Raw genomic sequence first — 21,467 nt, 5'->3', positions numbered from 1 at the left:
ATGGACCAAAAAGAGCTGCGCCAGTTATGACACGTTTTTCTACCGTGATCCAGTCCTATACTAGTTCATTATTGACTGCATTCATTGACGACGCTTGTTGCAAATTAGCTTGTTTCGGTTTGTTCAATGCATCAACTAGTATTCAATTTTCTAACTTGAAAAGGATTGGTTGGTGACTGAAAGTGTAGGGGGGATAGAAATAAATGAATCCGTTTTTCAACATATCTATTTGTTTCATGCTTATTATAGTGGTCAACTATCTTTGTTTATTATGTTCTTCACATTGCTATTATAAAATACTAGGAAATTGCACGCTGACAACAAAAATAATTTGGTTTGGTGTCCAAAGTTACTCACCTCAAGGCACTATATAATGACGGTAACTAACTTTCGTCTTAACTAGTAAACATTAAAGGGTTTTAAAAATGAGTAATAAAAACTACATGTGTATTCTACGCACGGCTTCAGGCGAATGCGAAAAACCTTCTCCTGCTGATATGGAAGCGATGCACGCCAGATATCAAGCATGGCAGCAGAAGTTTTCTGAAAATATTGTTTCCATGGGCGGTGCACTGGGGTCAAGCGGAGCTGTTGTATCCAGTGATGCGGTGAAAGATGGCCCCTTTGTAGAGGTGAAGGAAATAATAGGCGGGTACATGATGATCCAAGCCCAAGATCTAGAGGGGGCTGTTGAGGTTATTAAAGCCAGCCCGATGGTTGCTAACCCTTCAACTAGTATTGAAATTAGAGAGATCAGTACACCTTGAAGTTCGCTGAAAGCTATCGCCATCATTACGGTTTATTGGTGGCGAATTTTTCTAAGCGTTTTGGCTTAGTATATTTGGGTATCATAGAAGACGCCGTGCAATATTCTATGGAACAATCCTTGTCAAAATGGAGTAGGGGAGTTGCTCCTGAAAACCAGATAGGATGGCTGTATCGCGTCGCATTTCGTTTTATATTGCGGGAAATTGACAAACAGAAAAAAGAACGACCATTTGATGTGTTGGATCCTACCAATGAAGTTCTTGAACAAACAAAAACGGATGAAATCTTTTTAGAAAATGAATTGGCAGATTCCTTTTTACGGATGTTTTTTATTAGCTGTGATAAACGCATTCCAGCAGAGTCTCAATTGGTATTTACTCTAAAAAGTCTATGTGGGTTTGAAACAGAAGCATTGTCTATACGTTTATTTGTAAGCAAAGATAATGTTTATAAAAGATATCAAAGAGCAAAGGCGTTTTTACAGCAGAACTACACGGACTTTGACACCCTGACAACAACTGACTTAAATGATCGGGTAACCGATGTGTTAAATGTGTTGTATTTGATGTTCACCGAAGGATATTTGTCGTCTCATCCTGATAAGGCCATTCGTCGCGATTTGTGTGAAGAAGCACTCAGATTAACGTTTGTTTTGGTCAATAATCCGATTGGAAATAAACCACAATGCCATGCGTTAGCTGCACTAATGTTGTTTAATTTAGCCCGGCTTACGGGGAGAAAAAGTAAGTCAGGACTTCTACTATTAGAAGAACAAAACAGGCAACTTTGGGATGCGTCTTACATTCAGAGCGGAATGTACTATCTACAATTGTCTGCCCAGGGTGAGCAGATTTCGCGTTATCACTTAGAAGCGGGAATTGCCGCTGAACATTGTATGTCACCATCTTTTGCTCAAACCAATTGGCAGGCAATTATTGATGCGTACGAATTATTAGATAGCGTGTCGCCTTCACCCATGCATTTAATTAATAAAGCGATCGCTATTGCGGAGCACAATGGACCAGAAAAGGCATTAGCCATGCTTGAACAAAGTGAACCACCAAGTTGGTTAATTTGTTCTTACTATTGGTATGCGGTATTGGCTGATTTACACTTTAGATGTAAAGAGTTAACAGAGGCAAAGTCCAATGCAAGCAGAGCGTTAGAACTCGCTACATCGCCCCATGTGTCTGCACTGTTAAGAAAACGTTTTAATAAATATAAAAGTTAGATACTCGTAAGCCGGTAAAAGCTTCCGTACTTCAGAAAATAAGCTGCATGTTTGAGCACTTTTTCGTCCCCTCTCAATCGGTAATGTTTTTCTGGAATGGTGAGAAAATCACTCATGTTATCGACTTTAGTGCTTTCAACTGTCACAACGCCATCATCGTCACCAGGTAAAATCCAGTCGGTTATCCAATTAGTATTATAATTTCCTGCAATAATCCCGAGCTCAAAATTGACTTCACCGAGTTGCCTAACCCAACTAGACTCTGCGTTACTCAATTGTTCGACAGCGGGACCACGCCTAACATCTACCCAATCCGAATCTTTAAACAAATTCGCAAGTTCAGTTCCTTGATTAGGTGGAGCAATCATAACAACTCTACCTAAGTTGGCAGGTTGGTTATGCTTCAAATAATAACGAACAAGAATACCGCCCATCGAATGGGTAACAAAATGCAGTTTTTGGTCCGATCCAAGATTAATCGCATCAACAGCGGGTTTAAGAATGTCAGAAACCAAAGTTTCTATAGGAAATTCTGTAGACGGATAACTCAGGTTATGCACCTGATAACCCTGAGCAGTTAAAAACGTTTCAACCGGCCGCATTGCAGAAGCATCGCGCCAAAGTCCATGCAACAGTATTACTACATCTTTTTGATTGGTGAGATCTTGAGAATCATCAAACATCGCTGGTGCATCAGGACGAATTTGACAACCACTTACCGCGATTTGTATTAGAAGTACGATGGGTAATGCCCACCATTTTGAAATACTTTTTCGTCTATTCGCTTTTATTACTGGTCTAAACATTCTTAGTGACAATTAAAAACAAAGAGGAATTCTTGATTAAAACTTACGATAGTTTAATCAATGTAGTTCAATTCTCATAATTAAAGGATGTAACAATGTGTAAGGGACTTAGTTATTAAATTCAATGATTGTGCTGGAGGGATAAAGAAGAGGGAATTGTTTAATTTAAAACAACAAACATGATTTAACATAATATACATTATGCGCATATTGGTATTGGGTTGAATACTCAGTACCTTTCAAAAAAAAGCGATGTCATGTTTGCGATTCGTTTAATCATTTCAATATCTGATTTTTCCCAATTGTTTACAACGTTCACACTCTCACAGCAGATAATTCCAGTTGGCTGGAAATTAGTTTCAACAATACAGTCAAAGACTGAACGAATGTTGTGTATTGAAAAATAATCATCAGTAAAGCACTGTGTTTGTGGGTGCTCTTGGGCATTATCAGCTACAACCAAACCGTTTAGAAGTATTTCCTCAAAATAGCACGGGCATTCTTTACGAGTTAAAATTTGCCCAGCAGAAAAATGTTTACTGATTTTTTCATAACACTTTAAGCATCTGATACACGTTTTATTGTCGTCGAACCGCCAAATGCTGACTCTGTGAGCATCAGGAATAAGTGCTTCAATCGCGATGCAGATTTTCGTTAACTGATCGTCAGGTTTGTCAGTTGGTTTACTTAGTTCAATTATCAGGTCTGAAAGCTGAGACATAGATTCCATCTACCTTAGAGAATTCGAATAGACACTGGACTAAAAAACTTACTAAACAATTATAGCAACGACGAAAAAGAGCAAAGCTTTTTTTACACTGTTCATCTAGCTACAGAATGTCACGACGGTTCTCATACCCTTCATAAGTACCACTCTTTCAGTAGTTTATCTAACTGGGAGGCTTCCAGGAAATTAGTGGCGATTCAGAAGGTTATGATGTTGCTATTTAAATGCAGCTAAAAACCGTTGATACAGTGACCAACGTATCAACGGTACTGGCAATATCGTTGTTAACCCACCTGGTTACTCATTTTCGTGTTTAGATATGCGACAATTTGCTTGGTCTTACTCATTGTTGGATCATATTTAATCGCTCTTCGAAAATCACGAAATGCACTGTTAATATCACCTTGGTTAAGGTTGATTACACCGCGATTATGGTATGCAATCGCTCTGTTTTTTCTTGATATGAAATCTGATTTCAATACTGTATTGCACGCACGTTTTTTTGCATATTTTCCTTTTTCAGTTTGTTGATAGCATTTGGAAATATTTATATTGAGCTTATCAATAATTGAACTCGATGCTGACAATGTTTGAAAGCTGATAGTTGATAAAGTTAGTAATGTAACGCTGACTATTATTTTCACGGTATTGTCCCTCTGATTGTAATAACCAAGTTCAGCTTAGGGATTTGATTTGCAATTGGCGTCCGAAAATAAGCAATTCATCGAGTCGAACGTTCATTTGCACGCATTGCTGTAAATCGAACCTATATCACTATGGACAATTGTTAGATTTTAGTGAGAATGAAAAACGGTTTAGTAAAACATAGGAATTGCTTGGCAAATGAATTCAAGCATCATTTTTTCTCATATTTTAAATATTTATGATGTCTTGCTACTAACCACGTTTGTGGTCGCACTGCTATTGGCGATCCCTTTACTTATAAAACGTGATCGCGGTATAAATGATGTATTGTTGGCAGCGTTCATTTTTATTCAAGGATTTTACGCCTTCTATTCTGTACTGCTGTTTAATGAAAATATAGGGCAACACATTCGAGATACTCTATTCCCCTTTTACAAAGTCCCGCACTTGTTAGTACTTGGACTACAAGGCTTATTGGTTCTTTGGTTTGCAAGAGCCATGATGGGGAGGTCATTGGGTCTGCGTTCTAAAACAACTAATGTCGTTGCCATATTGTGCCTGATAACGATAGTCGTTAATTTGCATTTCAATATTGCGTCGGGTGGTAACATTCATGTGTTGCTAGCGTGTGCATGGCTACTAAATGTTTGTTCCGTAGTTTTAGGGTTTGAAGCAATAAGACAGCTGCATTCCTACGAGATTAAATTACCATTTATCCATTCAACCATAGATAAATATAGTTTGACCTGGCTAAAAGTCGTGATGATTGGCTTTGTATCGGTTTGGGTCTTGCCAGTTGTTGCTGATTTTTCAATGGTTGTGGGTCTTACCAACTTCGCTGAAATTTTATATTTGTTTAGACATGTGCCTCCCCTATTTCTCATCAGTACAATGGTTCTCTACAGTCAAAGTCACGCCATTAGCCAGTCACAGTCTTTAGAGATTTCAGCAGAAAAAAAACAGCCCGAAAACTCGACAATTGTGAACCCTAATTCCATTAATCAACTCAATGATTTAATGCAACGGGTTAAGTTGTATCAGGATCCTGAATTACGCCTCGATGGTTTGGCAGATAGCATGGGGATTTCACCTCGCTCGCTTTCTAGTATTTTAAACCAGCATTATCAAAAAAGTTTTTATGATTTTGTTAACCAATACCGTATTAGCGATGCTATAGAGCAGTTAAGAGAAAAATCAAAACATCACAAAACCATCCAACGAGTCTTCGAGGAAGCGGGGTTCAATAGCAAAACGACATTCAATACTTTGTTTAAAAAAAGTACCGGAAAAACACCTTCGGAATTTCGCGAAAGTGTGAAAGAAGAGGTAGTTAACTAGCATTTTTTAACGCTTTAGTATGGTTTGAATTTCTACCGAACATTACTTTTTATCGAATTAAAACAAACAAAATATTTCTTTTATGTTAATTATACGTACGGATTCATTAACAAATCACTTTTAACCTTGCTGCGTAATTAATTGATTTGAGGTTATTTGCAGCGAAGGCGATACGAAGACTGCACACTAAAAGAGATATTAACAATGCTTAAAAAACGTTTAGATGGAGAGATACAACCGGGTATTAAATGGGGACCGTTTACTATGCGGATCCCATTTGTCCATATGCGATTTTCTTTGCCTGACATGCTACAAGGCTTTGCGGTAGCAGGTGCGACCGGGTTGGCATTAGTGCCTTATTTTGTAGCGTTGTTGGGCCTTAGCTTTGAAGAAGCAGTAGTTATGGCCATGATCCATAGTTTACTGATTTCTTTTTCCTGGATGTTCTTTGGTGACCCTTATGCTCCCGGATGGTTAACACCCGCGATACCTTTTGTTGTTGCCTTCATCACTTCTCCCGTATATGCCGGTAACCATGCATTACAATTTCAAGCAATGACGGCGCTTTCAATTAACTTTGCTCTAATACTAATTTTGCTGGGAGTAACGGGTTTAGGTTCAAAACTCGTTAAAATAGTGCCGAATGTATTAAAGGGAGGCATTATTCTTGGAGCGGCAATTGCCGCTTTCTTGCGAGTAACAAAAGATGGTGACGTGGCAAACGTATTTCAGTCTGCTCCAATAGCCGGAACGCTTGGTGTTGTTGTATGTTTATTGTTTGCGTTTTCGAAACCCCTACAAGCCATAGCAATGCGTAACATGACCTTCGCTAAGATATTAGGATTTGGTCTGCTACCAGGGTTCGTGTTAGCGGGGGTTGTTGGCTTTTTCACAGGTGAATTTCAATTTAATATTCGATGGGAAATTTTGGACGTTGGTGCTTCAACAGTATCTCTTTGGGAAAAAGCGTCTCCCTTTGCTATTGGCTGGCCGCCTGTAGAAACCTTCGCGGCTTCTTTTCCGCTTGCATTGATCACTTATATTCTATTTTTTGGTGATCTCGTTACGGGGAATGAAATGATTGAACATGCCCAACAGGAACGTAAAGATGAGAAGCTAGATGTCAACAGCAGCCGTGCTCATATGGCAACTGGCATACGCAATATAATGATGGCTTTAACTGCGCCATTTTTTGGGACTCAAGGCGTTCTATGGACTGGCATCCAAGTTGTCCTCCTAAAACGTTGGACACAGGGAAAGGAAAAACTCAATTCAATTTATGACAGCATCGGCAGCTTTTACCTATTTGGATTGCCAATTCTATTTGTCGTGCTGCCGCTAGTCACTTTGTTAGAACCCCTACTCCCAGTCGCATTAGCAGTGACCCTCATCCTCACCGCGTTCGCTTGCGCAACTCTAGCGCTTTCTTTGGTTGAAGATGCTACCGAACGTGGTGCCATGGTTATAACTGCTATGGCCTTTAGTCTCTATGAACCTTGGCAGGGTCTATTAATTGGGTTGTTTACGATTATTATGCTCTGTGGTGTAAAAGTGTTTTCTGTTCAAAATAATAAAGAACGCGTAGACAACGAGGATTAACCTAAAAACGGTCCATTGATTTATTGAGGTTGCCCTGAAACTTGATATCTATTTGAGGTGAGTTATTAGCCAGTTTTCGAACACATTAATGCCACATATTGCGGCTTTCATCAGTAGTGATTTTTTGAGAACTTTACGACATAGGTGCTTTCAAATACGAAGTAAAGTGGTGGGTGACTTTCCAACAATTGAAGTCTTTTTGCACACCCGAGACCCCTACTCTTTCGTCTTGCTACATTGTTTGCCTAGATTTATCGCACGATACAAGGTAAATATTCAAATTAAATGGCTCTACGCATTGCAGGAGGACATGATTCCCGAACCGATACTATTGCAACAATATGCCTATCAAGACGGTGCGTATTTAAGTGAATTATACGAGGTACCCTACCCCAATAAAGAACAACAGTATTTCAACCGCGGAAGTGAACAGTTTCATCTCGATTGGACATGTGCATTACAGAGCATGGCCAGCGACCCTGATGCTGCAGCTCAAGATAATATAACGGCCTGTTGCAACATGCTATCCGACCTGCATCTTGGAAAACCCGCACCAGATATGTTGATAACTGATACTGAGCAGGTATTAAAACACCTTGACTTGAACCAGTCTAGGCAAATGAAACTGGGTCATTATTCACCTGCAACATTATATTTTTGTGGTGATTGGTATTGGGGGGTGGATAGGCTCGAACACCTTGAAAACAGACTAATAAAATTTGGTTTTAATCGACACCTTGCTCACACGCATACTGTTATTTTTAATAAAACGTGGAAGACCCCGGAAAAACTTGCTGGTTCAAAAAAGATTTGCAAAGTAAATTCTGAAGTTAAAATCGAACCCATTGTTTTATATTGGTCAGCGCGCAGCCCATATTCCTATTTGGCACTCATTCGTTGTCTACAAATTTCCTCCAATTATAATGTACCGTTAGATATTCGCCCCGTCTTACCCATGATGATGCGCAATATGCAGGTACCCAAGGCCAAAAAAATGTATATTTTTCACGATACCAAGCGTGAAGCAAACAAATATGGTATCGACTATGGAAAGGTAGCTGATCCACTGGGTCTAGCAGTTGAACGATGCTATGCGCTGCTCGATTATGCAAAGCAACAAGGTAAATACCTACCTTTTCTAACGAGTTTTGCTAAGGGAGTAAACAGTCAGGGGATTCGCGCTGAAACTGATGAAGGATTGCGCGAAATAGTTGAAGATTGTGGGTTGGACTGGCTGTCTGCAAAAGTTCACTTGCACGAAGAAAGTTGGCGTGAAATTACGAGTAGAAATCAAGAGGAAATGAAAAGGCTTGGACTTTGGGGGGTACCTTGTGTGCTCTATAAAGGCCAAGTTATGTGGGGACAAGACCGACTGGGACGTTTGGAATCTTTGTTAAAATCCAATTTAAAACACAGCCGCTGAAGCCGTTAAGGATACTTTAAAATTTCCCATCTAATAAACCCCAATCCCGGATAAGCACCGCTATTTATCCCCCTATCATCGTTGTTCATTGTGCGTTTAGAGCGACTAGACAACATAATTCTCGCCTTGATAAGGGAATAAATCACGGCACTTACCTATTAAAAACCAATATCAAAATTACGATAGCTTCTATGTCATTGATAAAGTTCTAAAAACTAACCTATTCTGACATTTCTTATCCAGAATTGGGGTTAATTATGATTGAATCATTTGATAGTTAACACGTTAGCAAGTAGTCACAGGAAAAAACGACGCTCGCACCATATTCAAAATAAACACTTTCGATTGTGGATGTTAATTGGCAAGGAAACCTAAGTTGTTTTTGTAGCTATCCAGCTAGTGCGTAAACTCTATGAGCTACTTTCTTAGATTGACAAGGTCTCTCAGCAAACAATCGATTGATATCTGAGTTGATTGGTTCAGCAATCGACTCTTCAAGTAGATTGAGTAGAGCTCTCGGCGAAAATTTTTCTTTTGTTTTAGTAATACCAACAATTTTTAGAAAAATGGGGTGTTTGGACTCAGTGAGTAAAGTGCGATTAATTTGTTGTAAAGCTTGGGTAATCATAAAAGTAAAGTGACGAGCAGACTCGGGGCCAGAGTCGGGTAAAATGCACAAATATCGATTTCGTTCACTGCGGATCACCACGTCAACATTATTATTTAGTGTCTGAGTAAGCAAAGAAGACACCAATAATAAATGTTCTTCAATTTCGTTATCGGACAGATTTGCAACGAGTCCATCATAATTTTCTAGTTGAACCGCTACCAAAGACATCGGTGTATTGCCTACGTTCGCTCGATGGCATTGATCCTTTAAAAACTTGACGTACCAATTGTCTCCAATTAAGTGGCTTTTGTCTTGAAGTAAAGAGAGCCGTTGAAAGGTATTGGCGCGATTTTTCATTTGGAAATGCATACTAAGACGATTCAGCAATGTGGTAAAAACGGGTTTAACTAAAAAATCACTGCATCCAGCTTCCCAACAAGCCTGTTCAACCTCTTTGCGATGTAAACCCGTAATAAAAATTATTGGAATATGTGCTGTTGTAGCGGAACCTTTTATTTTTCTGCATAGTTCAATACCACCAATATTTGGCATATTGATATCCATTAAAATCAAATCAACACTGTGTGCTAGTAGGTATTTTTCAACCTCTAAAGGACTGCAGATCGAGGTGACATTGTAAAGATGAGATAAAACGTTTTCGAGCATGCTCGTTTCTACTTCACTGTCATCGATCACCAATATAGTTGGTCTTCCTCTGACCGTGTCGTCTATTGAGAGGTGGGACTTAGAATTCAATTAACTACCCAAAATATAAAGAAGATGTGTTCACTAAAATAACAGGTGACATTTCTACCGCAGCATATTACTTAAATTTTAAATTTTAGCAATTATACTTTAGTACGAGAATAAGGTAGATATATTTACCTTGTGTTTTATTCGCTTTATAGATAAATATATTAAAAGTGACTTCAATTTATCGCCAATTAGAAACTAAAAGGGCCACTAACTATGGCCCTTAATTTTTTTATTCGTATGAATAATTAAGTGTTACACCACTAAATCGAGAGTAAGCTCGGATACCAATATGCCAAGTACCGTCACTTGGCGCAGTAAAGGTACAGGTTTCATTATTACCGTTTTTATATGGTCGACAATCATAACGGTTAGTTTCGGGCTGCGACCCAAAGTTCATATAAAGATCAGCATCTCCACTCCCACCAGAGATTGAAACGGTCATTTGAGAAACACCAGCGGGAATGGTCCAGGTGTAACGTGCCCAAGAGTTTCTACTTCCGGACAAATTGGTCAATTGACCCGAAACCGGCTCTACTCCGCTACCGCCACCTCCATTGCCTCCGCCTGTATCGCCAGCACACCCAAAGGTGTTCAGATAGTCATAAGCATCTCGGGCTTTAACAATCCCATGCCCGTAAAAATTATCGCGGCCAGCACTCCCTTTATCTTTGGCGGTTTCATTTAAAGCTGAGCGAATTTGTTCATTACTACACTGCGGGAAAAAACTCCAAACCAACGCCGCTGCCCCTGCAACATGTGGTGTAGCCATCGACGTTCCACTAATGGTGTTGTAGGTATTAACCGGCCATGTTGACAAAACGCTGCTTCCAGGTCCTGCAATCTCTACTTGGCTATTGTATTGAGAATACGATGCTCTGTTTTCCGAAGAATCAACTGCTGCAACGGATATTACTGCGTCATAAGAGGCAGGATAAGATAAAGAACTGTTACCATCATTGCCAGCTGCAGCAACCAACATGACACCTTGATCAACAAAGGTTTGCATAGCATTTCGTTCAGCTGTGGATGAACTTCCACCACCTAAGCTCATGTTAACCACATCTGAACCAGCGTTTTGACACTGAGTAATCCCATCTATTAGGTCTGACGCAAAGGTCCATTGTCCACTATCATTAAATATTTTAACAATGTGCAAATCCACTCCGGGATATACGCCGACGACACCTTCGTTATTAGCCAAGGCAGCAATAGTTCCGGCTACATGTGTACCATGGCCATTCCCATCGTTATACCAATTACCTACTTGGCTATTGTTGCCCTGCCCAGTTACACCGTTGTTTTGATCAGGTAGATCAGGGTGACCTAGATTAAAACCAGTATCGATGACGCAGACTTTTCTTGCTGACAAATTGTTCTGCGACAATAGATCACCTTGCACCATTGGAATTCCGTATGGTGTAGTTTGTGCCAACGGCTTACGTTTTGCGTCAATCGATATGCTTTCTACATTGGGGTTGTTACGCAACGCATTGAGCACTTTTTTGTTCATGCTCGCTGCTATCATTTTGTGTTTTTCAAGTGTCTTAATTGGCTTAGCACCAGCCACTCTTAAAATAGATTCTGCGTTTCTTTTATTCAACTTACCTGCTTCTACAGCTTTTGGAGAAGCCAAGGATCCCTTGAGACCAGCAAACGAATTTTTAGTTTGTAGAGTATTTGCTGTTTCCTTGAAGGTAACAATGTAACGTTCACTTGCATTTGCATCAGTTAGTTGACTACGTAAATCTGATTGATTGTAACTTGATGTAGGGGTGCTCTGTACTTTAACGGGGCTATTGGTCGCTGCCGATACGCTAAGAGCAATAAGTGAAAGTGCTGATGCACCGATTCCTGCCTTGATGTTGCTTTTTAATGTAAACATAGAGTTTCCTAGATTATTATATTTTTTAATTTATATTTTTATATTTGCGTATATTGTTCACATTAAAAAACTCAATTAATGGTAACAATATTTACCGCAAAATCTAGACTATATGAATATCGGTTAAAAAAACACCCCTAATAGAAACAAAAGTTAAACAATGCCCCTTTTTGGAATAAAGCGCATATTTTAGCGGCCATGGTCCTTAAGCCATTCATTTAAAAGCTTAATTTGTCCACACTTGTATGCTGCAAAAGTTATGCGTAACGCATTAGACAGCACTTCGTTGTCGGTCCAATGGGTTTTCTCGCGGATTTCTTCATAACAGCTCATTGCTTCTTTGGTTACGTATCCACGCACCTGCTTATTGCCCAATTCCCTCTGTCGACTTCGGTACCTTCTTTGCTTTTCAGCGTTAGCTGTTTTACGATTTTTTTCCATATTTCCCCCAAATTTTGGCCATAAGTGTAAAAGGTAAATTGGCATAATTGAATCTTTTTCACTGTTCGGAGTTGTTTAGCGTACAAGTGTTCGCTAAATTACCCCCTTTTCAAAGGGAGTAACAAGAACCTAATGAGCAATTTTAAGTCTAGTTTTAGTCGCGAAGACCTTTTAGCCTGCAGCCAAGGCGAATTATTTGGTCCTGGAAATAGTCAATTACCTGCTCCAAACATGTTAATGATGGATCGCATCGTTGAAATTAGTGAAACGGGTGGCAAGTTCGACAAAGGTTTTATTCTAGCGGAACTAGATATTAACCCAGACTTGTGGTTTTTTGATTGCCATTTTCCTGGAGACCCTGTCATGCCTGGATGCTTAGGTTTGGACGCAATGTGGCAACTCGTAGGGTTCTTTCTAGGCTGGTGTGGAGGTCCTGGAAAAGGCAGAGCGCTTGGTGTTGGTGAAGTTAAATTTACTGGTCAAATCTTGCCCACAGCTAAAAAAGTCACCTACAAGATTGATATGAAGCGGGTTATCAAACGTAAATTATTTATGGGTATGGCTGACGGGGTTGTTGAAGTTGATGGACGTGAAATCTACACAGCGGAAAATCTTAAAGTCGGATTATTCCAAGATACAAGTAGTTTCTAATACATTACGGGCTTGTGACAACAAAATCCACAAATAAACAAAAGCCCCTTAATTGGGGCTCATTTCTTACTAACGGCTATTGAGGCCTAAATTCCTGTCTTCTATGGCTTCTCGCCATCCACCTAACCATTGTGAACGTGATTCGATAGTCTGAAATGGGCAATTTTCTTTAGAACGTCCGGATATGCCAGCTTGATATCCTTTAGAATGCGCGCGGGAAAGTTTGTCTCGTTTTTGTCTTTTCATTGAGCAACCTCTTGTAGGAAAATAGATATGTGATTATTGCAATCACAGTATTGAGAGTATCTGAACTTCAAAAGGGTTCAATGTCTTCTTGCAAAAAAATAGCTACTTTAAGATTAACAATCTGATATTTAGACTAATTTTCTTTTACATTAATTTTTTCTATTTATGAGGTTTTTAATTACCATTTAGTATTTCCTTTTGACGAAGTGAATAACAGTGCCTAGTTCAGGGCAGATGAACGAAAAACGCCGTAGTTGAAACAACTAGAGCGTGTTTATCTTTGAAGTATAAAACTTGTTTTGTTTATGTGCGTTCTGAACGCGGCACTGGCTGGCAATCTTAGTGGCGCTAAGTCAAAAACGTGCAACAAATGTAGGATGCACATAACGTGCACCTAAGGTCAGCGTTTGCGTGGTATTTGCTCAGCTTTATTGCTCATTCATTTATAGCAACTGCATAACAATCGTTATGCATACCTTTAATCACAGATCTCGCAACAAAATTATTCAATAACACAAAAGCGCTCTGAGGCTATTGACAATAAATTTGCGCTAGTGCTTGAACAATCGTCTTCTAAGCAACAATACTAAACCAAGTATTGGCAGCATAAAGAGGCTTGATCCACCTTTGCGTTCGACAACTTCAACTTGCAGCTGACAGTCATCAATATTTCCACCTGGAATTGGAACAAGCTGCACCGCCACTGTATTGCTTTGAAAAATCGTGTTACCTCTTTCATCTAAAGCAAGTTCACCAGTGATATCTGAGCCTTCTCTGAAAATAACTGCAGTTGCAGAAATTTCACCATTGTCATTAATATCATTGCCTTGAACAATGGTATAGGGAGAGTCGCAGCCCAATAGCGTATTAATATCGGTAAACTCTTCAGTATTCACGTCGTAGAGAAAGCCAACTCTTCTGCGGATACCGATGAGATCGGAGTCTATTTCTGCTTCGCCAACAACTATACCGTTGTTATTGATCGCATGAGCAACACTTGAAGAGCTGTCAAAAAAGTCGTCCGGGAAGGTCGTAAACTCTCCGCGATAATCATGAACAAAGAATTTTGTTCTTGGCGTGCCGTTTATATTTCTTGTGCCAAATCCCACAACGATATCATTGTCATTAATATCGTTTGCGATACTTTGAAAGTAGTCTTGGTCGTCAATGAATCCGACAACTTCCTCACTATCAAATACTACTGCCTGTTCAACAACTATATTCGCATTTTCTTGAAAATAGACGTCAGATGCTCCAACAGCAATCCCGTTGTTATTGATGGCGACTGCGCGACTGGCAAAGAAACGGTTGTCACCGGGTACTGGGTCTGCTAGGACACCCAATTCACGGCTATCAAGCATTTCTCCCTGAGGGTTAAACTCCCAAATCATTGCTCGTCTTTTGAATGTAGAATCTGCAGGTCTAACCCCTCTACTAATATTGCCATTCACGGCATCTTGATATTCTATGTAAAGTGAACGAATACAAAATTCAAAAGGAACATCACCACGAGAAGTGCTGTCTTCACAGTTTTCAGCTAGCGTCTCAAAGGGCTCAATAACTTCAACCGTTCCCATACCAGCGATTTCAAAACTATTATTGATATCGTTCGCTTCGCTGATACCACCTAAAAAGTCTTCATCAGGTAATACAGGAAATGCTTGGCCATTTATATCTAAAAAGCCCCTCTCAAGATGTTCCTGGTAGTGATAGGTTAAGTTAGTACCATTTTCATTTCGGTAATCAACTTTTAAAAATGGTGCTTCAGCCACTCCAACCATTGCCGTCGAGTTATTGATACCACGAACAATAGTGTCTGCGCTCTTTGTTAGCCCTTCTAAATCCCTATCAATGACATCGAACCCAGTAACGGGTTCTATATCGTTACCATTAATTAAGAAACTCTGATTTTGAGCAATTTGTTGAGAGAAAGGGTTGTTAGCATTTGCGCTATCGGTGATGAAATTATAGAGAATAACTCTATCGTCACGATTAATATTCCCGACAGCAGTTGCACTCACATCAGTAAGCGTTCTGATTAAAAATTCGCTCTCAAAATTGATGATGTCAACATCTATAGGAGGATTGAAAGGCAAACGAACCGTCGATGCAATTTCACCCCTTTCATTAATCGCAACTGAAAAAGAGTTAACGCCTTCGTTGCTAACGGGAAGTTCAACAACTCGGTATTTAGCGGCATTTGCAGCGCTAACTGTTAATAGTGAAAGGGTTAGCCCAAAAGCCAGCCTACTTATTTTCATTACAAATCCTGTAAATTACTACTCTAAGTGCCCAAAAGCGGACAATGTACCATTAAATTCAATCGTATTTATTGAGATTGCATTTCTTCTAATTCATCCCAACGAATATAGGCTTTTTCTAACAATTCTTCGTTGTGGCTTAAATCTGTGAGTGCAGTATTAAACTTCTCTGGGGATTGATTGAAAAACTCCGGATCGTTAATCTGACTTTGCAATGTCTCAATTGCCTGCTCAAGTTGTTCTATTTGTCGCGGCAATTTGTCCAGTTCCAATTGGTGTTTATAAGACAGTTTTTTGTTCTTACGCACAACCGGTTGGTTTTTAGGACTCGGTGATTTTACAGAAGTTTCGTCCTCTGTGTGTTTTTTTTCGTTTGAATACCAACTTTCTGCATCTGCATACCCACCAACGAACTCTTTTGTGCGCCCGTTGCCTTCAAAAAACAAACTCGTCGTAACAACGTTGTCTACAAATTCTCTGTCGTGACTCACCAAAATTACAGTGCCCTGGTAGTCTGAAATCAGGTCTTCCAATAACTCCAATGTCTCGACATCTAAATCATTGGTAGGTTCATCGAGTATCAATAGATTTGCAGGTTGCAATAAAAGCTTGGCTAGCAATAAACGATTTTTTTCGCCACCGGATAATGATTTAACTGGGGCGTTAACACGCTCGGGAGTAAACAGATAATCCTGCAAGTAGCTGATTACGTGTCTGCTTTGGCCGTTGACAACTAAGTCTCTTTTACCGTCCGCGACAACATCAATAACGGTTTTTTCCGGATCTAATGTCATCCTATGTTGGTCAAAGTACGCAATCTCTAGGTTTGCGCCACGTTTAACACTGCCTGAATCAGGTGCCAATTTACCAATCAATAATTTGATTAGGGTACTTTTACCACATCCATTGGGACCAATTAGCGCAATTTTGTCGCCTCTAAATAGGTTAAGATCCAAATTTTTGACAATTTGTTTCCCTTCAATGGAATAAGACAAAGCGTTGGTTTCAAAAACAATTTTTCCAGAATGATTACCTGTCGACACTGACACTTTGGCTTTTCCTTGCACATTTCTGCGCTGAGCTCGCTCATTACGAAGAGCCTTCAATGCTCTGACGCGGCCTTCGTTTCTTGTTCGTCTGGCTTTTATCCCCTGACGTATCCAACGTTCCTCTTGTGACAATTTTTTATCAAATTCTGCGTTTGCGTTAGCTTCTACTATTAAGTCTTCTGCTTTTTTATCTAAGTATGTTTGATATCGACCTGGATAACTCTTGAGGATACCTCGATCTAAATCGGCGATACGGGTCGCTACCGAGCGTATGAAGGCTCGGTCATGGCTAACAAAAATAATCGCGCCTTTATAATCTTTCAAAATGCCTTCAAGCCATTTGATCATATTGATATCAAGGTGGTTCGTCGGCTCGTCTAACAGCAGAATATCGGGATCCCCTGCCAAGGCTCTTGCCAGTGCAGCCTTGCGTCTCCAACCTCCCGATAACGTGGATAATAGTTGATTTGCATCTAACCCCAATAGCGTGAGTACTTGATTGATCTGCTGTTCAAATTTCCATGCGTTTTTACTTTCGAGCTCTAATTGCAACGCTTCCAAAACATGAAGGTTTTTTTCATTTGGATCACTTGCAACCAACTGTGTTTGATGAAAATAATTTTTTAGTAGCTCGCCTGTTTCAGCCATGCCTTCGGCAACATAATCAAACAAATTACAATCAATACTTGAGGGTGGATCTTGCGGGAGGCGGGAAATTCGGGTGTCTGCACTAACGATGCGATTTCCTTCATCGAGCAGCTGTATGCCATCAATCACTTTAAGCAGAGTAGATTTTCCACAGCCATTTCGCCCCACTAAACAAACCCTTTCACCGGGGTGAATCACGAACTCCACTCTGTCCAATAAGGGGGCGTGCCCATAGGCTAAAGAAGCATTTTTTAATTGAAATAGACTCACCGTATAAACTCTCGTAATTGTTGCAAATCAAAAGGCCAACCTAATTCCATTTGATTATCCATACGTTTTAATACGGGTATGCGCACAGCGTAAAGATGGTAAAAATCGTGGTTTGATTTAATATCAATGATTTCCAACTCAATAGCAGACTCTTGTTCAAGTTCGTGTATTAGTGCCTTAGCGACATCACATAAATGGCAGTCCTTGCCGGAAAATAATGTTAAATTCATAAGGCTAACGACCTAAAACCAATGACCAGCAATGATGGATTTTAGGATTTCTTTTAAAATCCTCCGGTAACGTCTTTTTACACAAATCAGTTACGATAAAGCCTGTATCCTCTAATGCCTGCTGATCAAGCTTAAAACTGCGTAAATTGTTTGAAAAAATGATTTCTCCGCCCGCTTCTAATCTTTTTTTCGCATCGAGCAGCAACTTAACGTGATCGCGCTGTACATCCCAGGTTGATTCCATTCGCTTTGAATTTGAGAATGAAGGAGGATCGATAAAAATGAGATCATAACGTTTGTCATGCGTCGCTAACCAGGTTGTGCAATCGGCATGAATAAACTCATGTGCATTGGCAAGATTATTCAGTTGTACATTTTGTCTTGCCCACTGCAGATAGGTTTTGGACATATCAACAGTCGTGACAGACCGTGCTCCTCCTAGTCCTGCATGAACCGACACACTTCCTGTATATGCAAAGAGGTTGAGTACATCTTTGTTCTTTGCTTTTTGTTGCACTATTTGACGCGTGATCCGATGATCCAAAAACAAACCGGTGTCCAAGTAATCAGAAAGATTGACCAGAAATTTGGCTCCATTTTCGTAGACTTCCAATTTCACCTGTCTTTCCGCAACTTTTTGATATTGGCTACTGCCTTTTTGTTGGGTTCTGGTTTTTACGATAATTTGCCCGTCATCGACTCCTGTTACAGATGGCAAGCTAAGTAATACGTCATGTAGCCTTTTACGCGCTTTTTCTTCGGGCACATCCTTAGGCGCTTGGTATTCTTGAACAACTATCCAGTCTTCATATTTGTCGATGGCCACATTGTATTCAGGAAGGTCTGCGTCATATATGCGATAGCAATTCGTATCCTGATTTTTCAACCACTTTTGTAGACCCTTAAGGTTTTTGCCGAGTCGATTAGCGAAATCATTGTTTATTTCAACACTCGGTTTGATCTCACAATTCTTGTCGTTCAAATCATAATTAACAAATTGGCACTCAATTGGACCATTCATTAACTTGTACGCTTTTTTTGAGACAAATTTAAGTTGCTTTAAAATATCCCTATTGCCTGTTAACAGACCTAATTTCCATCCTTTGAAATGGCTTTTCAAATGCAACCCCCAGCGTTGAAAGACCGGTAACAACTCTGTTAACTCGCTTAGTCTTTCACCATATGGCGGGTTACTAACAATAAAGCCATCATGCGCATCAAGTTGTAATTTGGTCGCATCAGAATTAAAAAACTTAATATGTTCAAACACACCCGCTACATCAGCGTTTTGCTTGGCAAAATTTAAAACACGTTTATCTATATCATTCGCAAATATTTCACATTTGGGTACTTTTATGGTGCTTTTCGCAGTTTGTTTAATATCGTCCCAAAGCTGAGCGTCGTGACACTTCCAATGATCAAAGCCCCAATGCATCCGATCTAGTCCTGGTGCTTTAGCACTGGCAATTAAAGCCGCTTCAATCGCTACAGTGCCTGACCCGCACATAGGATCGAATAGAGGAGCCTGTTGATTTTTGACCCAACCACTTCGCATTAGCATAGCGGCGGCGATGTGCTCTTTAACAGGTGCTTGTCCGGTTTGTTGCCGATACTGACGTTGATGAAGGCTTTGACCAGATATATCGATATAAATACTTAATAATTCTCTTCTCACCCGTCCTTGTATTCGTATATTTGGCGAAGCTTTATTGACCGAAGGTCTTTTGCCAAAATGTGAGGAAAACTGATCAACTATCGCATCTTTAATTTTAAGGGAGCCAAACTGGGTATTGTTAACCGTTCGATTTGTTCCGACAAAATCCACAACAAATGTATCATCGACTGCAAAGTTTTGTGGCCAGGAGACTGTATCAGCAATCCGATAAAGATCCTCACCGCTGTCCACCTTTCCCTCAGCGACCTTAAGCAGCACTCGGTTGGCTAATCTAGACCACATGCAAATAAAATACATCTGTGTCTGGGTACCTTGGAAGTACACTTGTCCAGGTCGTGTTGCCATCGTGGTGTCAGGGAAGAATTCAGATAATTCCTGTAATAGCAAATCATCAAGACCCCGTGATGTGGTAACAGTAATATCTAACATGGTCATTCCAAAGGTTAAAAACGAGGCGATTATACGGCAATAACCTAGAAGGTATAAGGGGTAATAATAGGAAACTTTAATTCTTGCTTCATTCCCTTTTGAGGGTCAGAAAACTGACATTGAAATTGCTTAAAAATGCAGTCAGAGATTTTTAGCCTGCTGTGATGCATCCACATCGTCATCAATTAAACTGTCTAAACCGATAAGTCGATCGGATAAGATACGGATCACGCAGAATTGTTCGTGGATTTTATTATCTGAGGTGATAAATCGCTCGGAAAGATTTAGACACAACACTGAGTCTCCCTCTTTTTTTAGAGTAAGTGCCAAATAAAACTCTGTATTTACTTTAAACCAAGCAAGCTCTGGCGTATCCACATAAATACAAGCGTTTTGTTTTTCATAAAGCCAGCTTTTGTTTATCACTGGGCGATGAAAACATAATGCTGCTGTGCCGTTTAATGCAATTTGCATTTGAGCAGATTGATCAAACGGCACTTCGCTTTCGTGCAGCGCTTCGGCTATTTGTGTAAAGTAATTAGATTGCTCAATATCGAAATATTGATTGTCGGGAACTGTATGCAAGTGTTCTGACCGATAGGCAGTCTGGAAAAACAAACCTGAGTCCAATTCAACCATCAATGCGAGATTGGTCGAATCAATAAACCACTTCCATTTCACACTAGGTAACAACATTTCTAATATACTCTCGAGGTTTAATCGAGCCCTTCTACAATGTCTTTAATCAATTGAGGCCCAGCATAGATTAAGCTTGAGTATATTTGTACCAAGCTAGCGCCCGCAGAAATTCTATCATTGGCAGTCTTGGATGAGTCTATGCCCCCAACACCAATAATGGGGATGTTATCACTTAAATTTTCAGCCAATACTTTGGTTACATGTAGACTTTTATGGGCAAGCACTGAACCACTTAGTCCGCCAGTCTCGCTGCTGTGCTCAAGTCCTTCAACATCGCGCCGGTCTAGCGTAGTGTTTGTTGCTATAACCCCATCTATTTTTGCCCTAGAAAATGCCGCGGCTATTTCAATAATTTCTCCATCCGTTAAATCAGGGGCAATTTTTACTAAAATGGGGACATATTTACCGTGTTGATTTGCCAAAGATTGTTGCTCTGACTTTAATCCCGTCAGCAAGTTATCTAATGCTTCTCCATATTGAAGTGCGCGCAAACCAGGTGTATTAGGAGAAGAAATATTAACTGTGACATAACTTGCATAGTTATATACTTTACGTAAACAAATCAAATAATCATCTAGCGCATCTTTTTCTTCGGTATCCTTATTTTTGCCGATATTAATGCCTAAAACCCCGGTGTATTTAGATTTTTTAACTTGTTCTACAAGATAATCTACGCCTTTATTGTTAAAGCCCATTCTGTTGATAATGGCCTTTGCCTCAGGCAGCCTAAACATCCTAGGTTTTTCGTTTCCTGGTTGAGGCAAAGGAGTGATAGTTCCAATTTCAATAAAGCCGAATCCCATTGCCGCAAATGCGTCAATGCATTCTCCATTTTTGTCTAAGCCAGCTGCAAGGCCAACGGGATTTTTAAAGGTAATACCGAAGCATTCAACCGGTTTATCCACCACAGATTGTTTATAAGTCGCATCTAAAAACGTATTCTGACTGCGTTTAAGCCAATTGAGTGTGAAGTCATGACTCCATTCGGGGTCACATTTAAATAGCGCGTTTTGCACAATTTTATACATTAAAGTCCTCACAAAAAAGCCCTGACATACAGGGCTTTTCGACGATTTATAAGTT

19 protein-coding genes are annotated in these 21,467 nt (G+C 39.9%); 6 read left to right on the top strand and 13 right to left on the bottom strand.

The window, feature by feature from the left end; genetic code table 11:
• The first annotated feature begins 425 nt into the window (after positions 1-425).
• Both FM019_RS14820 and FM019_RS14815 read left to right on the top strand, forming a co-directional pair.
• Positions 426-767, top strand: coding sequence for a YciI family protein (locus FM019_RS14820; protein WP_143836744.1), 342 nt, complete (start codon positions 426-428; stop codon positions 765-767).
• On the top strand, positions 764-1,999 hold the full coding sequence (locus tag FM019_RS14815) for an RNA polymerase sigma factor (protein WP_143836743.1): 1,236 nt from the start codon (positions 764-766) through the stop codon (positions 1,997-1,999). The genes FM019_RS14820 and FM019_RS14815 overlap by 4 nt, the downstream gene beginning before the upstream one ends.
• On the opposite strand, the gene FM019_RS14810 is transcribed toward FM019_RS14815, so the two are convergent.
• From FM019_RS14810 to FM019_RS14800, 3 genes are all read right to left on the bottom strand, one after another.
• On the bottom strand, positions 1,996-2,805 hold the full coding sequence (locus FM019_RS14810) for an esterase/lipase family protein (protein ID WP_143836742.1): 810 nt from the start codon (positions 2,803-2,805) through the stop codon (positions 1,996-1,998). The two genes, FM019_RS14815 and FM019_RS14810, sit on opposite strands and share 4 nt — an antisense overlap.
• A gap of 229 nt (positions 2,806-3,034) precedes the next feature.
• Entirely contained in the window at positions 3,035-3,526 is a 492-nt protein-coding gene (locus tag FM019_RS14805) for a GAF domain-containing protein (protein ID WP_143836741.1), read from the bottom strand.
• A 290-nt stretch (positions 3,527-3,816) separates the two neighbouring features.
• Complete coding sequence (locus tag FM019_RS14800; protein WP_143836740.1) at positions 3,817-4,176, bottom strand: tetratricopeptide repeat protein; 360 nt, start codon at positions 4,174-4,176, stop codon at positions 3,817-3,819.
• A 199-nt stretch (positions 4,177-4,375) separates the two neighbouring features.
• Between FM019_RS14800 and FM019_RS14795 the strand changes: the two genes are divergently transcribed.
• The 3 genes from FM019_RS14795 to FM019_RS14785 all read left to right on the top strand — a co-directional run bounded on the left by FM019_RS14795 (position 4,376) and on the right by FM019_RS14785 (position 8,537).
• Positions 4,376-5,515 (top strand): AraC family transcriptional regulator, encoded by a 1,140-nt coding sequence (locus tag FM019_RS14795; protein WP_143836739.1) that lies wholly within the window; start codon positions 4,376-4,378, stop codon positions 5,513-5,515.
• Between the two features lie 204 nt (positions 5,516-5,719).
• Positions 5,720-7,114 carry a xanthine permease gene (locus FM019_RS14790; RefSeq protein ID WP_260681638.1) on the top strand — a complete coding sequence of 465 codons (1,395 nt, stop codon included), beginning with the start codon at positions 5,720-5,722 and terminating at the stop codon, positions 7,112-7,114.
• Between the two features lie 310 nt (positions 7,115-7,424).
• Positions 7,425-8,537: a DsbA family protein gene (locus FM019_RS14785; RefSeq protein WP_185969308.1), complete on the top strand. Its 1,113-nt coding sequence runs from the start codon at positions 7,425-7,427 to the stop codon at positions 8,535-8,537.
• Positions 8,538-8,925: 388 nt separating this feature from the next.
• Here the strand turns inward: FM019_RS14785 and FM019_RS14780 are convergent, their stop codons facing one another.
• The 3 genes from FM019_RS14780 to FM019_RS14770 form a co-directional block, all read right to left on the bottom strand.
• On the bottom strand, positions 8,926-9,903 hold the full coding sequence (locus FM019_RS14780; RefSeq protein WP_143836737.1) for a PleD family two-component system response regulator: 978 nt from the start codon (positions 9,901-9,903) through the stop codon (positions 8,926-8,928).
• Positions 9,904-10,132: 229 nt separating this feature from the next.
• Positions 10,133-11,785 carry a S8 family serine peptidase gene (locus FM019_RS14775; protein ID WP_143836736.1) on the bottom strand — a complete coding sequence of 551 codons (1,653 nt, stop codon included), beginning with the start codon at positions 11,783-11,785 and terminating at the stop codon, positions 10,133-10,135.
• Between the two features lie 189 nt (positions 11,786-11,974).
• A complete protein-coding gene (locus FM019_RS14770; protein ID WP_143836735.1) occupies positions 11,975-12,226 on the bottom strand; it encodes a hypothetical protein in 252 nt (83 codons plus the stop codon).
• A 132-nt stretch (positions 12,227-12,358) separates the two neighbouring features.
• On the opposite strand from FM019_RS14770, the gene fabA reads away from it, so the two are divergent.
• Entirely contained in the window at positions 12,359-12,877 is a 519-nt protein-coding gene (fabA, locus tag FM019_RS14765; RefSeq protein ID WP_143836734.1) for a 3-hydroxyacyl-[acyl-carrier-protein] dehydratase FabA, read from the top strand.
• Positions 12,878-12,946: 69 nt separating this feature from the next.
• On the opposite strand, the gene rmf is transcribed toward fabA, so the two are convergent.
• From rmf to pyrD, 7 genes are all read right to left on the bottom strand, one after another.
• A complete protein-coding gene (gene rmf / locus FM019_RS14760; RefSeq protein ID WP_143836733.1) occupies positions 12,947-13,123 on the bottom strand; it encodes a ribosome modulation factor in 177 nt (58 codons plus the stop codon).
• A gap of 551 nt (positions 13,124-13,674) precedes the next feature.
• Positions 13,675-15,384 carry a DUF3466 family protein gene (locus FM019_RS14755; RefSeq protein ID WP_143836732.1) on the bottom strand — a complete coding sequence of 570 codons (1,710 nt, stop codon included), beginning with the start codon at positions 15,382-15,384 and terminating at the stop codon, positions 13,675-13,677.
• Between the two features lie 68 nt (positions 15,385-15,452).
• Complete coding sequence (locus FM019_RS14750; RefSeq protein ID WP_143836731.1) at positions 15,453-17,351, bottom strand: ABC transporter ATP-binding protein; 1,899 nt, start codon at positions 17,349-17,351, stop codon at positions 15,453-15,455.
• Positions 17,348-17,581: a glutaredoxin family protein gene (locus FM019_RS14745; RefSeq protein ID WP_143836730.1), complete on the bottom strand. Its 234-nt coding sequence runs from the start codon at positions 17,579-17,581 to the stop codon at positions 17,348-17,350. Before FM019_RS14745 ends, FM019_RS14750 begins: the two co-directional genes overlap by 4 nt.
• A 4-nt stretch (positions 17,582-17,585) precedes the next feature.
• Positions 17,586-19,685 (bottom strand): bifunctional 23S rRNA (guanine(2069)-N(7))-methyltransferase RlmK/23S rRNA (guanine(2445)-N(2))-methyltransferase RlmL, encoded by a 2,100-nt coding sequence (gene rlmKL / locus FM019_RS14740; RefSeq protein ID WP_143836729.1) that lies wholly within the window; start codon positions 19,683-19,685, stop codon positions 17,586-17,588.
• A gap of 141 nt (positions 19,686-19,826) precedes the next feature.
• Positions 19,827-20,381, bottom strand: a complete 555-nt coding sequence (locus FM019_RS14735; protein WP_143836728.1) for a cell division protein ZapC domain-containing protein — start codon at positions 20,379-20,381, stop codon at positions 19,827-19,829.
• Positions 20,382-20,401: 20 nt separating this feature from the next.
• Positions 20,402-21,412 carry a quinone-dependent dihydroorotate dehydrogenase gene (gene pyrD, locus FM019_RS14730; RefSeq protein WP_143836727.1) on the bottom strand — a complete coding sequence of 337 codons (1,011 nt, stop codon included), beginning with the start codon at positions 21,410-21,412 and terminating at the stop codon, positions 20,402-20,404.
• Positions 21,413-21,467 lie beyond the last annotated feature (55 nt).

The organism is Aliiglaciecola sp. M165 (genome assembly GCF_007197995.1).
GTDB lineage: Bacteria > Pseudomonadota > Gammaproteobacteria > Enterobacterales > Alteromonadaceae > Aliiglaciecola.
The sequence above is the reverse complement of the archived record's forward strand: the minus strand, read 5'-3'. Positions and strand labels throughout refer to the sequence as shown.